This is a genomic window from Spirosoma endophyticum (assembly GCF_900112365.1).
GTDB lineage: Bacteria > Bacteroidota > Bacteroidia > Cytophagales > Spirosomataceae > Spirosoma > Spirosoma endophyticum.
This window is the reverse complement of the sequence record NZ_FOLQ01000009.1, coordinates 172066-186270: the sequence shown is the minus strand read 5'-3', so window position 1 is coordinate 186270 and position 14205 is coordinate 172066. Positions and strand designations below refer to the sequence as shown.

The following is a 14205-nucleotide window of genomic DNA, read 5'->3' as shown; positions in this document are numbered from 1 at the left end:
TGGTACTTAATAGTAATGTTGTAACAAAGTTGCCACTAACTTACAGTTTTACGCTGGAAAAGTTTAGGATTTCGACTTATAGGTTTCTTTTCTCTGTCAAATTTTTTAGTAGTCGCCCCCCACAGACCGTAACAAGGCTACTGCATATTGAACTTCCTGACTCCGGAGCTGTACTAATTGCTGCTCAGTGGTAAGAATCGTTCGTTGGGCATCAAGAACTTCCAGATACGTAGCCAGTCCCCGAATGTAGAGTTCGCGGTTATACTGCTCCGTCCGACGAGCCAGTGCCAGCGTCTGCCCCTGCAGATCGATCTGCTGGCGCAACAGTGTAAGGTTATCCAGAGCGGTTTCAGCATCACGCTGCGCTAGCTGCAATGCCTGCTGATACGTTTGCTGGTTGGTTTGCGTGAACTGCCTCGAAAGCGCGATGTTCTGACGAGCGCGGTGCCCCTCATAGAGCGGAACCGATGCATTAATACCCACAATATACGTGGCAGCGCTGGGCGTAACCCAGTTTCCAATCTTACCGGAAAGAATTCCACCAGATCCTACCAGCGTCACACGTGGCAACGTAGTGGACTGCTGAAGCGTTACCTGGGCAGCTGCAATTTGATTCTGTCGGCTGAACTGCAATAAATCGGGGCGACGCTGAATCTGTTCCGGTGACACACTGGCATACGGATATACGGGCACAGCTGTCGGCAACGTACCCGACGAAATCGAGAATTGCGTTGGGTCTTGTCCACATAATTGCGCCAGTCCATTCACCAACTCGATACGTGCCCGTTCAAGCCCTTTCAGCGTAACCTGTAGACCGGCATAGTCGGTTTCGGCCCGCTGAACGTCGATCTGATTGATCAACCCAACACGGAAGCGCTCACGAATAATAGCAAGTGTGGTATCACGCGATTGGATATTGCGTCGAAAAACGGCCTGCTCAGCATCATTGCCCCGGATAAGCATGTACGTCCGGGCAATATCGGAGGCCAGACTCAGACGAAACGACTGATAATCGGCATCGTTGGCCTGCGCTTGCAAGTCCGCAACAACGATACCGTTGCGAATTCGTTTGAATAAATCCAGCTCATAGCTGGCATCAATTGGCAGCAATTGAAAGGTGTTTAGCTGGAACCGGGGCAATAAATCTGCCTGATTAGCCACCGAGAGCGGCCGACGCTCCGACAAACTTTGGGTGGTTATTAACGCTGAACTTCGCAACGACGGCGATAAAAATGACTGCGCGATCTTGACCCGAATCCGAGCTTCTTCCAGACGACTCAGCGCTGATTTGATGTTCGGGCTATTATCCAGACCTAACTGAAGGAGAGACTCAAGCGTTGGATCACCAAAGCGCTTGAAACCGCTGATCGTGAAAGCTGGCGCCTGGCCGTTCGGATACCCAACGGCTGTCGACGCAGCGCTGGACCCTGGCCCCGCGTTGGTAGTTGGGGCCTGTGGCTGAATCGTTACAGCACCTCCCGGCGCGTTGAGTGGCGTGGTTTGCGCCGTTGCCTGAAAAACTAGACTACTTACTAAAAAAGCACTACTAAAAAATTTGTTCATCGCAACGCTACGGTTTTTTCAGCAACGGACTTCCGAAACCGAACTTTCTGACCATCACGCAGACGGTCGTTTGGATTAGTAATAACAAGCTCCCGACCGGTTAACCCACTCGCGACTTCGAGCGTAATGCCATAATCGCGGCCGAGTGTGATGGGCACAAAGCGTACCCGCTGATCGGCGTCCACAACAACGACCTGCGCACCTTGTGGCGTCATTTGCAACGCGTTGGCCGGAATCAGAATGGGCGAATTGGCAGCAATCATATCAAACTTAACCTGACTATACAAACCCGAAGGTAACTCCCGCTTCGGGTTCGGAATGGCGACTTCGGTTAATAAGGTCCGTGAATCGCTCCGTAACGTACCCGATGTGCGCACAACCTTTCCGGCAAATGTCCGGTTTTTCAGCTCAGGTATTGTCACCGTAGCGGGCATGCCTACCTTGATGTATTGATAATAAGTTTGTGGTACGTCGATGAACACCCGCAACATGCCTAACTCTGAGATCGTAAACAAAGGCTGCCCCGCTCCCGGCGATACCAAATTACCATTTTCGGCGGTGCGGCTGGTGATCACTCCGCTGAACGGTGCCCGGATCTGTTGCAAATCCTTCAAGGCTTCTAGTCGACCGAGATTGGCCTGCGCGACCGACACGCCAGATTGACGGGTATCGATATCCTGTTTGGCAATGGCCCCCGGCAACTGAACGCTCTGCAAGCGTTCAAGGTTGGTTTTAGCCAGTTGCTGATCGGCTTTTGCTCGGGCAATATCCTGATCAAGTTCGGGCACATCGATGGTCGCCAAAACCTGTCCCTCTTTTACCTGAGCACCAATATCGACGTACCACCGACGCAGAAAGCCTTGTGTGCGAGCATACAGGGGGGTTTGTCGATACGGTTGAATCTGACCGGGCAGCGTTAGTCCCGTCGTGTCCGACGAGTGTTTCAGCCGCACGGTGTTAACGATTGGATCGCGATTTTTTTCCTGCTCGGCAGCCGCCTGCAATTCCTGCGTGTTGCGAATGCGGGGCAGTACCCCGAAAAACACAAAGACGGCGATCAGTGCCAGCAGTGGAATAGTGATGCGAAAGAATTTCATATAAGTACTTAAAAGACAATTAGTTCAATTTTTCAATAGCTATTACTGCGGTTTTGTTGAGCGGCCCGTGCAGATGCGGAAACTGGTCATTGTTCGTGGCCGTTTCGTAGCGTAATTCCTGCGTCAGCTTCTCCACGTCAACATGCAGTAGTAACAAATCAGGTACGTTCTGATAATAGCGGCTCAGCACACCATCAACCTGTTCTTTTGTCGACAGATGGATAAATCCTTCGGTCTGCAAACTACTCGCTTCATAATCCGGCTGGCTTTCCTGCTTCGCCCAGTCTGTTGCGGAAACGATGTGATAAATCAGATTCATTTTCCTGAATTCTTTTAAGCTGTTCTCTTTTTACCGGCCAGATAACTAAACACGACGGGGACAAAAAGTAACGTAGTGAAGGTTGCCAGCAGCAACCCACCAATTACAGCTCGACCTAATGGAGCATTCTGTTCGCCACCTTCGCCCAATCCCAGCGACATAGGCAACATCCCGATGATCATGGCAATAGCCGTCATCAGGATGGGACGCAGCCGGGTTCGACCGGCTTCCAGCGCTGCTTCATAAGCACTTCCCCCCACTTCGGGCAGATGATCTTTCGCGAAACTAACCAGCAGAATACTGTTTGCCGTCGCTACGCCCACACTCATGATAGCTCCCATCAACGACGGAATACTAAAGGTTGTACCAGTCAGAAACAGCATCCAGACCATACCGCACAACGCACCCGGCAAGGCCGTAATGATAATAAACGGATAGCGGAACGACTGGAAATTGACAACCATCAGCAGATACACCAGCAAAGCCGCAAAGACGATGCCTATTCCCAGCCGATTGAAGGCACTTTCCATACTTTCAACCTGTCCCCGAATAGAAATGGTATTACCCGGTTTAAGCTGCGTTTTATAATCGGCTTTAATTTTTTCCAGTGCCTTGGCTACCGATCCCAAATCCGTTTTCTCGACGGAGGCATACACATCGTAGCTCGGTTGCGTGTTAACCCGGTTGATAATAACAGGCGTCGTCGTGCGTTTCACCGTCGTTACGTTGCTTAACAATTGGGGCGAAATCTGACCCGGTATGATGGGCGTACGTAGCAGTTTTTCGTAGGAGTCCAGTTTGTACGGTGGCGTCTGTACGGCAATCAGATACGGGAATCCGGTGGCTGGATCAGGCCAGAAGTTCGGCCGGGTTTGCCCCGTACCGCTCAACGAAATATTCATATTCGTCGCGACACGCTGCTCGGTCAGACCCAGTTGTCCGGCCCGTTCGCGGTCAATATCCAGATACAACTCGGGAGCATCCAGCACCTGATGCAGGTGAACATCGACAGCACCCGGAATCTGAGCAATTTTTTCGCGCATTTCGCGGGCCACCTTCAGGTTATTGGCCCGGTCGAAACCCGACACCTGCACGTCAATGGCCGACGTCAGACCGAAGTTCAGAATCTGGCTAACAATGTCGGCAGGCAGGAAAAAATACGTAACGTCCGGCATTTCTTCCCGCAAACGAGCGCGTATTTCACGGACATAGTCGTCGGTTGCATGCGAACGCTCTTCACTGAGTGAAATCAGCAATTCGGCATCCGACGCGCCAACGGAAGAGTTATCGGTAAAAATAAAGTTGTAGCGCTCCGAGGTCAGGCCGATGTTACTGATGATCGAACCAACTTCTTCTTCCGGAATTACTTCCCGAACAATCTCGGCGGTTTTAGCGGCTATCTGCTCCGATGCTTCGAGCCGCGTGCCGCCCGGTGCCCGCATGTGTAATTTGATCTGCCCGGCATCAACCCGTGGGAAGAAATCGCGACCGACAAACGGAATCAGGACGCCGGTAAAGATGACAACGCCCAAAAATAAGGCTAAGACAAGCTTACGATTCGCCAGAACCCATTCCAGTGCACCAATGTATTTATTCTGAAAACGCTCAAAACCTGCATTAAATCGGCTGTAGAGCGTAACGCGGGGCGTTTCCCCATGCCCCATGCCCTCTGCTCCATGCTTTTCCCCCCGTAGCATCAGGTCAGCCAGGGCCGGAACCAGTGTTCGGGAAAGAACATAAGAAGCCAGCATGGCAAACACGACGGCTTCGGCCAGGGGGCCAAACAGGAACCGGGCGGGACCTTCCAGAAACAGCACCGACGTGAACACGATACAGATTGTCAGTGTCGACACGAGTGTTGGCGTCGCAATCTGTTGCGCGCCCTCCAAGATGGCCTGACGTAGCGGCATGCCCAATTCTTCGTTACGGTGAATATTCTCGATCGTTACCGTTGCATCATCCACTAGAATCCCGATAGCCAGCGCCAATCCGCCGAGGGTTTGGATATTCAGCGTTTCGCCCAGTAGATATAAGGTAATGAGCGAGGATAAAATTGACAGCGGGATGGAAATAGCCACGATCAGCGTACTACGCCAGCTTCCCAGAAACAGCAGGATCAGGGCGGCTGTCAGCAAGGCGGCAATCATGCCTTCAACCAATACCCCTTTGATCGACGCCCGCACAAAAACCGATTGATCGAAAAGCTCCTGAATCCGCAAATTTGAGGGTGCCGCAGCCCGTACGGTCGGCAAAATGGTATTACGGATCTTATCAACAATCTCCGTTGTGGAAGCATTCCCGGTTTTAACAATGCTCATCAACACGCCCTTACTCCCATCCTGCTTCACGATATTTGCCTGAACAGCTGCTCCATCGTGAACATTAGCGACGTCGCGCATGTGAACGGTTGTGCCGCCAACGACCTTGATCGGCACGTCGTTCAGCGTCGTAATAACATCAGGCTTTGAGTTCAGGCGTACATTGTATTCCCGCTCCCCCAACCGTAGTGAACCGCTCGGCAAGGTTAAGTTCTGCGCAGAAACTGCGTTCGTAACTTCTTCAGGCGTTACGTTATAGGCGATTAATTGATCCGGCTCCAGATCCACCATAATCTGGCGAGTTTTCCCCCCAAACGCCTGCGATAGACGACTTCCCGGCACCGTCGAAATTTGCGGACGTACCCGCGTTTGGGCGTAGTCAGTGATTTGGGGCTCAGTCAGGCTATCCGACGAAAGACCTAACTGGAGTACCGGTACGTCAGTAGCATTGTAGCGGACAATGAGGGGCGGTTGCGTACCCTGCGGCATCCGAACCAGAATCGTCTGCGAAATAGCCGTTACCTGGGCAATGGCTTCCTCAATTTTTACAGATGGCTGAAAATAGATTTTCAGCACCGCAGTACCATTATACGTCTGCGATTCGAGCCGCTGAATATCACTAACGTTGTTGATGATAGCTGTTTCGGAGAAGTTGGTAATCATCTTCTCCATTTCGTTGGTAGAAAGGCCGTTATAGCCCCATAACACCGAAACGACAGGGATATTAATACGCGGAAAAATATCGGTCGGCATTTGCGTAACGGCCAACCCACCCATAATCATTATCAGCAACGCCATAACGGCGATGGTGTATTTTTTTTCTAACGCTAAGCGGACAATCCACATAGTAAGCTTGAGAAGTGATTGGCATCAACAGAGTTACGTATTAACTCTATCTGGTACTGGGACAAAATTACCAGTGGTCCTATCAGCGAAACAGGTAGGTTTTGTAGATTCACTGGTAAAAAATGCAGATTCCTAAAGTTGAGTCAGTAAAATTACCAGTCACCTCCGGTTTACGCAGCTAGTGCATACAACTGATCACGGTAAGCCCGAGGGGTTATGCCCATGATACTCTTGAAGAACTTCGTAAAATTTGATGGGTCTTCGAAATTAAGCCGGTAACCAATTTCGGCTACCGTCAGGTCTGTATTACGGATCAGGTTCTGGGCTTCAAAGGCCGTCCGCTCGCGGATGTGTTGCAGCGCTGTTTTACCCGTATATTTCTTCAGGATATCACTCAGATAATGCGGATGGATATGCAGTCGGTCGGCAGCTTCATGAACCGTCAGCAATACAGGTGCTGTCTGACTGGGATCAGGCAGATAATACATTTGTAACAGGCTCTGGAATCGTTCAACCAATGATACAGGCTGGGAATAGTCTGTCGCCGAAAGCGTTTCACGGTAAATCTGCCGACTCTTAATCATCAATGACTGTAATAAATGATAGGTTATATCAAGCCGGTCTGCTTTCGAGCGGGTTGGATGGGCAAACTCCTTATCAATCAACTCAATTTGACTGTATAGTTCAGCTACGTCGGCGGGCGCAATGTGAATGAGGGGTTGGGCACCTTTGCGGTAGAAAGGATACTCCCGCATCGGATCAGAAAGTACCGACCGTTTTGTTACGTATTCCGACGTAAACATCAACACGTAGCCATGCCATTGATCCTGCTTGTGTATCGACCGAACCGTCCAGGGACGCAGGAAATAGAGTGTGCCCGGCTGGACAGAGTACGGAACACCATCCAGATGAATGGTACCCGTTCCTTCGGTTACTAAAGCCGCTACGTAGGTACTGCTCCGAAAAGGTGGAATCACCTCACCCGGACCACCGAATTGCTCAAACGGGAATAGGCCAAAGCACCGGTTTGTGGAGTCGATTGATTTTACGGCCTTCAAAAAATCAGGCAGATTATCGTAGTAAGGAATCGATTGATTTTCCACAGTAACTTATTGTAATAAATTATTCTAAAAGACGACAACCACACAGGTAGTAAAACCTACCCGAGTACTATTACTCAGTAAGCAAATAGCGTTGAGTAGTATTGAACAAAAACAAGAAGCTAACAAGTACTAATTTTCCTTTCCAACTTATAGTCAGGCAATTTAGTTGCATTATTCCAAAAAAGCGAATCCATAAATAGTACTATTTTTAGAATAAATTGGCGATACAATCGCTTGTAATTGGTAAAGCTACGTACCAAGCTGAGGGCTCACCAACTGTATAAACTTAGTAGGTGACTAAAACCCCGCCTGACATTGACCAGAAATCATTGTAATTTTGTAGCTACAACAAAAAATGATTCAGGTTATGCCAAAGGCACAAATGAACACCGACAAGGGTACCATGCTTATCGAGTTTTACGAGAAAGATGCCCCTAAAGCGGTTAACAACTTTATTACACTTGCGAAAAAAGGATTCTACGACGGCATTAAATTTCACCGCGTTATTCCAAATTTCATGATTCAGGGAGGTGACCCAACGGGCACTGGCGCGGGTGGACCAGGTTATACGATTGATTGTGAACTAACCGGCGAAAATCAGTACCACGATCGGGGCGTTTTGTCAATGGCTCACCGGGGACGTAATACGGGTGGCTCGCAGTTTTTCATCTGCCACAACCGTCAGAACACAGCCCACCTCGACCGCAATCATACCGTTTTCGGGAAGGTTGTCGACGGTCTGGACATAATCGATCAGATTCAGCAGGGCGATAAAATCAACAGCATCACGGTGCTGGAAGACGAAGCATAGAAATACGTAGTGTGGGTGGAATTCCGCCCACACTACGTATAAACTGGAATCTTTCGATTCAATAACCCCCTGACAGCCAGAACAACCGCGCTAATTGCCCCCACCCCGGCCACAAGTTGAATTTGGTTATAATCACTTTGCTCTACGGCGATCGCTACGTACGCCCAGGCAAAGACCAAAATGTAGGCCACACTTCGATACCGGTTAAAAACTATTGTTCCTATCAGCAACCCAATGATCAGGATAACGATTGCCCAGGTTGACTCGTTAAATCCCATCAGGCTAAAATCCGTTGCTTTCAGGAAAACCGCTACGTTCAAAATCGTGGCGACGGTTAGCCAGCCGAAATAAATCGAAAACGGAATTCGCGCTAACCAGGTTTCCTTTGTAGAAGCCGACGATTCAGGAAGAGTAGTTCCCTGATCAGTAGACACTAGTGGCATATGCGGCCTCGCCAGTAGCCGTTGTTCTATAATAACGAGTGAGAAAAGCATTACCAGAATAACCACCAAAGCCAGTCCGATACGTTCGTTGTTGAAAAGTGGACTCCAGATGGCATTACAAACTGCATTCAGCACAACCCACCATCCTGCGGCCCTAAATCGTGCATTTGTCCGCTGCGATGGAAATGCCTGATATATGGCAAAGGCCAGTAATCCCAGAAAAATAATCCCCCAAATGGAAAACGCATAGCCTGCCGGCGTTACCAGCGTCTGGTATTTCCAGGAGATATCACCGTTGGTTTGTCCACCGAACGCACCGACGTTGGAAAGGTAGTTCATCACGATCAGCAGCAGGATACTGAACATGACGAAGAACTGCCGGAGTTTATCGTTTTGCATAAAAAAGAGGTTGATTGATACAGCTATCAACCAACCTCTTAGGTGAATGTTTAAGTATTCTTTACAGCTCCAGAATCTTGATTTCTGTCCGGCGATTGCGCTGGTGCTCCTCTTCGGTTTTGGCATTTTTGACCACCAAACGAGTCTCGCCGTAGCCTTTCGCAACTAATCTATCTGCCGAAATACCCTGCGACACAATGTAATCAACCGCTGCTTTCGCTCGATTCTGCGACAATTTCATGTTGTAAGCATCTGGCGCACGAACGTCGGTATGCGAACTGAGCTCAAGTTTGAGCGTAGGGTTGTCTTTCAGAATCACAACGATCTTGTCGAGTTCGGGTGATGCATCAGACCGGATGTTGTATTTATCCAGATCGTAGTAAATGTTTTCAAGAACGAACGTCTTGTTCAGCACCGACTTATCCATCAGAATCGCTACGTTAAACGTAGTATCGGTCTGCGGCTTGGTCAGGAAAACCTCAGGAATGCTTTTCCCCTGCATCGTAAACGGCTCCCGACGCGTTAGATAGCCTTTTCGTTCAGCCAGAATCGTATAATCCTTGCCTTCCGTTAATGGGTATTTACCAAATGTACCCGGCTGTCCGGTCGTCACTTCGGCAACCGGCTGACCTGTTGCATCATCCAGAATCCTGACTCTGGCCGAATCAAGCGGAGCAACAGGCGTTTCATTGGCGGAAACCGTTCCAGCAATGAAGTAACGTACCGTTTTCGGCGCACTGCTGGCGGGTGGATTCTGAGCAATCGTTGGTGTGGATGGAGTTAGACCTTCCTGGAAGAAATAAATGTCGTCGTCACCTTTACCACCTCCCCGATTTGAGGACATAAAACCCCTGGCATCTCCCGTGTAAATCAGGCCAAAATCATCGGCAGGCGAGTTGATTGGCTGCCCCATGTTCTCAACCCGTGTAACGCCACCCGAGCGGGTCGCTACGAAAATGTCCAATTTTCCTAGGCCCGGATGGCCATCAGACGCAAAGTATAATTTCGCGTTCGGTGCTACGTATGGGAACATCTCGTCGCCGGGCGTGTTGATGTCGCGGCCCATATTGACCGGACGGCTGAACCGACCTGATGCGTCAATACTGGTACGGTAAATATCAATCCCTCCTGCGCCACCCGCCCGGTTTGAAGCAAAATAAAGCGTCTTTCCATCCGCCGAAAAAGCAGGCGAACCATCCCAGGCAGTGGAATCGCTAATTGGGAGACGTAGTGGCTGACTCCACGCGTTGCCTTCCCCTAAGCGACTGATATAAAGATCCACATCCAGGCCACCTTTGCGTTTTCCGTTGTTACCCCGTGCCAGAATCATCGTCTTGCCATCTTTCGAGAAAGCGGGAGTTCCTTCGTTCACGTCACCCTCAAAAACATTTGTACTAAACAATTCAGGCGGACCGGTCGGCGCAGCGCTACCCGTTTCATCTGGATTCTGGGGTAATTTGGTTTTGTACAGCCCCAACATCGGCAGGCCATTATTTTTATAAACCTGATCCTTTCTTGACGCCGTAAAAACCAATTCTTCACCCCGCACAACTGGTGCAAACTCAGCACCGGGCGAGTTGAGGCCACCCATGTTTTTGATCGTAATGAGCGATTTGGTTTTAGCGATCATGTCAATCGCCCGCAAGGTCTCTACTTCGCGCCTGGCCTTGTCGAGGGTCGCTTTGGGCGCAGTCTTAGGGGCATTAGCCACGTATTGCTGCAACTGCTCCAGCGCACCCGCATAATTACCTTCCGACTTCAACGCGTAGGCATAGTTGAAATGGGCTTCTGGCTCAGTTGTATTAGCGGCCAACGCTTTCTGATAAAACGGAGCAGCCTCGGCGAATCGGTTCGACAAGCGATACGATTCCGCCATGTAGTAGTTCAATCGGGCGGGATCAATGGTCCCCGTAGCGGCTTTTTGGAACTGGGTCAGGGCTAAATTATATTCCCCAGCATCATAGTGGTGAACTCCTTTTTTATACGCCTGCATGGCCGAGTTACAGCCCGTCAACCCGGTGGCTAATGCCATCGCGACCAGCATTACAGACAACGTATTGATTCTCATATGGATTATTGAGCAAAAACAAATACTCGCCCAAGATAAGGTAAATTCGGGCGGGTCTTACTTTTAACGAATACAATCCATGATTTATTGAACGTAATGGGGGTGGAAACCCGCGATCGAATAGACTATTTTTTATAGCTAACAATCGCGGGTTTCCACCCTCATTACATCACTCTAAAATTATACTAGGCCTGTTGCACTACGCTTGCTTCGTCGGCAACTTCGGTTTCGTACGCTTCGACAGGCACACAGGCGCAAACCAGATTTCGGTCACCGTAAGCGGAGTCAATCCGGCTGACACTCGGCCAGAATTTACGAGCGCGTACCTGTGGCAAGGGGAACACCGCTTTCTCCCGACTATAGGGCCGATCCCAGGTATCACTCAACGCTACTGTAGCGGTATGAGGAGCGAATTTCAGTACGTTGGCCGCACGGTCCGCTTCGCCATTTTCAACCTCCCGAATTTCGTTACGAATGGCAATCATCGCTTCGCAGAAACGGTCGAGTTCAGCTTTCGATTCCGATTCGGTTGGTTCGATCATCAGCGTGCCCGCTACCGGAAACGAAACTGTTGGTGCATGGAACCCGTAGTCCATCAACCGTTTGGCAATGTCCTCAACTTCAACGCCCGCAACCGCTTTGAATGGGCGGCAGTCGATAATCATCTCGTGGGCGCAACGTCCATTGGTTCCTGTATACAACGTATCGTAGTGACCTTGTAAGCGAGCTTTGATGTAGTTCGCGTTCAGGATGGCTTTCTTCGTCGCGTTTGTCAATCCTTCACCACCCATCATTGCAATGTAAGCGTAAGAAATGGTCAGGATGCTGGCCGAACCGTAAGGAGCTGCCGAAACCGCATGAATCGCCTGGCCGCCACCGATGTGCACTAATGCATGACCTGGCAGAAACGGCACTAACTGAGAGGCTACGCCGATGGGTCCCATACCTGGGCCACCGCCACCGTGAGGAATACAGAACGTTTTGTGCAGATTGAGGTGACAAACATCGGCACCGATCGTTGCCGGAGAGGTCAGGCCAACCTGCGCATTCATGTTCGCTCCATCCATGTACACCTGACCGCCGTGCTGGTGGATGATGTCACAAATTTCTTTGATACTTTCCTCAAATACGCCGTGCGTTGACGGGTACGTAGCCATCAGGCAGGAAAGATCAGCGCTGTACTGTTCTGCTTTTGCTTTAAGATCGGCGAGGTCGATATTACCACGTTCATCGCATTTCACGATTACTACCTTCATGCCTGCCATAACCGCACTGGCCGGGTTCGTACCATGCGCCGATTGTGGAATCAGGGCAATGTTCCGGTGATGATCGTCCCGGCTTTCGTGATACGCCCGAATCACCATCAGACCCGCATATTCGCCCTGAGCGCCCGAATTGGGTTGCAACGACATGGCAGCAAAACCGGTGATTTCGCAAAGCCAGGCATTCAGTTCCGTAAACAGTTGCTGATAACCCGCCGTCTGTTCTTTAGGCGCAAACGGGTGCAGCTTGCCAAATTCAGGCCACGTAACAGGAATCATTTCGGCCGTTGCATTGAGCTTCATGGTGCAACTACCCAGCGAAATCATCGAATGAACCAGCGACAAATCTTTTTCTTCCAGCGATTTGAGATAACGTAGCATCTCATGCTCGGTGTGGTGCGTGTTGAACACCGGATGCATCAGATAATCCGACTTGCGAACCAGTTGCTCCGGCCAAGTGATTTCCAACCCTTCCAGAATTGCATCAACATCGGTTTTCACACCAAACACGGTCAGCAATTCAGTCAGGTCGTGCAGCGTTTTTGCTTCGTCGAATGAAATGCTTACATGCTCTCCATCCGGCAGATACCGCAAATTCAGTTGAGCGGCCCGTGCCGATTTTTTCAGCGATTCGGTATCATCAACCCGAATTGTAATCGTATCGAAATAGTTTTCGGTACTTACTTCGTGCGAACTCCAGCGTAGCGCCGTTGCAAAGATTTTAGTCAGTGCGTGTACTTGTTCGGCGATGGCGCGAAGCCGTTGCGGACCGTGATACACAGCATAGCTTCCTGCCATTACGGCCAGCAAAACCTGCGCGGTGCAAATGTTTGAGGTGGCCTTTTCGCGACGAATATGTTGTTCCCGCGTTTGCAGGGCCATACGTAGTGCAGGCTTTCCTTCGGCATCCTGTGATACGCCAATAATCCGACCCGGAATCTGGCGTTTAAACGAATCACGGGTCGCGAAAAAAGCCGCATGAGGACCACCGTAACCCATTGGTACCCCGAAGCGTTGCGATGAACCAACCACTACGTCGGCACCCATTTCGCCCGGAGGAGTCAACAGGGTCAGAGCCAGCAAATCGGCGGCAACGGCTACCGTGATGCCTAACTCGTGGGCAGAAGAAATAAGGTCGGTATAGTCAAACACTTCGCCATCAGAGGCTGGGTATTGAAGCAACAGCCCGAAAATAGACCCATTCGTGAGGTCAACCGTGCGGTGATCGCCAATTAGTACGTCGATACCAATGGGCGTCGCCCGGGTTTTGATAACGTCAATGGTCTGGGGATGGCAGCGATCCGAAACGAAAAACGTTTCAGCCGATTTTCTGGACGCCGGGCGTGTTGCATAAAGCATATTCATGGCCTCAGCTGCGGCAGTCGCTTCATCAAGCAATGAAGCGTTGGCTAAATCCATACCCGTCAGGTCGGACACAACCGTCTGAAAATTCAGCAGTGCTTCGAGTCGTCCCTGCGCAATTTCGGCCTGATACGGCGTATAGGCTGTGTACCAGGCTGGGTTTTCCAGAATATTGCGAAGAATAACATTTGGCGTGAGCGTATCGTAATAACCCGTGCCGATATACGATTTAAAAACTTTATTCAGTCCGGCTATTTTTTTAAAGTCGGCCAGAAACTGCATTTCTGACTTGGGTTCGGGCAAATTGAGTGGTTTGGATAGTCGAATAGCCGCTGGTACCGTCTGTCCAATAAGCTCATCGATCGATTTTGCGCCCACTGTTTTGAGCATATCGGCCTGGGCCGCATCCGTTTGACCGTGGTGACGGTCTTCAAATATGTCTGTCTGCTGAAGATTTAGTTTCATGCCTGAGTTGCCCACTATTTCGTTTTAATGGAAACTCAAATTTACGCCAAAATGTGCAAATTGCCGGTACGTTTCGCTAGACAACGGTCATCAGTCACTTAAATATATGTCTTTCATTATCGCGACGTTGACAAGGATAGTAAGGATTA

9 protein-coding genes are annotated in these 14205 nt (G+C 50.1%); 1 reads left to right on the top strand and 8 read right to left on the bottom strand.

Going from position 1 to position 14205, the window contains the following annotated elements:
• Window positions 1–105: 105 nt before the first annotated feature.
• The 5 genes from BM202_RS21805 to BM202_RS21785 all read right to left on the bottom strand — a co-directional run bounded on the left by BM202_RS21805 (window position 106) and on the right by BM202_RS21785 (window position 7246).
• Window positions 106–1563, bottom strand: coding sequence for an efflux transporter outer membrane subunit (locus BM202_RS21805; protein ID WP_093830060.1), 1458 nt, complete (start codon window positions 1561–1563; stop codon window positions 106–108).
• Window positions 1560–2660 (bottom strand): efflux RND transporter periplasmic adaptor subunit, encoded by a 1101-nt coding sequence (locus BM202_RS21800; RefSeq protein WP_093830058.1) that lies wholly within the window; start codon window positions 2658–2660, stop codon window positions 1560–1562. Before BM202_RS21800 ends, BM202_RS21805 begins: the two co-directional genes overlap by 4 nt.
• Before the next feature lie 19 nt (window positions 2661–2679).
• Complete coding sequence (locus tag BM202_RS21795) at window positions 2680–2979, bottom strand: DUF952 domain-containing protein (protein WP_093830056.1); 300 nt, start codon at window positions 2977–2979, stop codon at window positions 2680–2682.
• Between the two features lie 14 nt (window positions 2980–2993).
• The gene (locus BM202_RS21790; protein WP_093830054.1) at window positions 2994–6143 is read right to left on the bottom strand and encodes an efflux RND transporter permease subunit; all 3150 of its coding nucleotides are present in this window, start codon (window positions 6141–6143) and stop codon (window positions 2994–2996) included.
• Between the two features lie 170 nt (window positions 6144–6313).
• Window positions 6314–7246 (bottom strand): helix-turn-helix domain-containing protein, encoded by a 933-nt coding sequence (locus BM202_RS21785; RefSeq protein WP_093830052.1) that lies wholly within the window; start codon window positions 7244–7246, stop codon window positions 6314–6316.
• A 367-nt stretch (window positions 7247–7613) separates the two neighbouring features.
• Between BM202_RS21785 and BM202_RS21780 the strand changes: the two genes are divergently transcribed.
• Window positions 7614–8057: a peptidylprolyl isomerase gene (locus BM202_RS21780; protein ID WP_093830179.1), complete on the top strand. Its 444-nt coding sequence runs from the start codon at window positions 7614–7616 to the stop codon at window positions 8055–8057.
• A 32-nt stretch (window positions 8058–8089) separates the two neighbouring features.
• Here the strand turns inward: BM202_RS21780 and BM202_RS21775 are convergent, their stop codons facing one another.
• The 3 genes from BM202_RS21775 to gcvP form a co-directional block, all read right to left on the bottom strand.
• Window positions 8090–8899, bottom strand: coding sequence for a tryptophan-rich sensory protein (locus BM202_RS21775; RefSeq protein ID WP_093830050.1), 810 nt, complete (start codon window positions 8897–8899; stop codon window positions 8090–8092).
• A 61-nt stretch (window positions 8900–8960) separates the two neighbouring features.
• Window positions 8961–10967 carry a CHU_0125 family OmpA-like outer membrane integrity protein gene (locus BM202_RS21770; RefSeq protein WP_093830048.1) on the bottom strand — a complete coding sequence of 669 codons (2007 nt, stop codon included), beginning with the start codon at window positions 10965–10967 and terminating at the stop codon, window positions 8961–8963.
• A gap of 185 nt (window positions 10968–11152) precedes the next feature.
• Window positions 11153–14056 (bottom strand): aminomethyl-transferring glycine dehydrogenase, encoded by a 2904-nt coding sequence (gene gcvP, locus BM202_RS21765; RefSeq protein WP_093830046.1) that lies wholly within the window; start codon window positions 14054–14056, stop codon window positions 11153–11155.
• Between the last annotated feature and the right edge of the window lie 149 nt (window positions 14057–14205).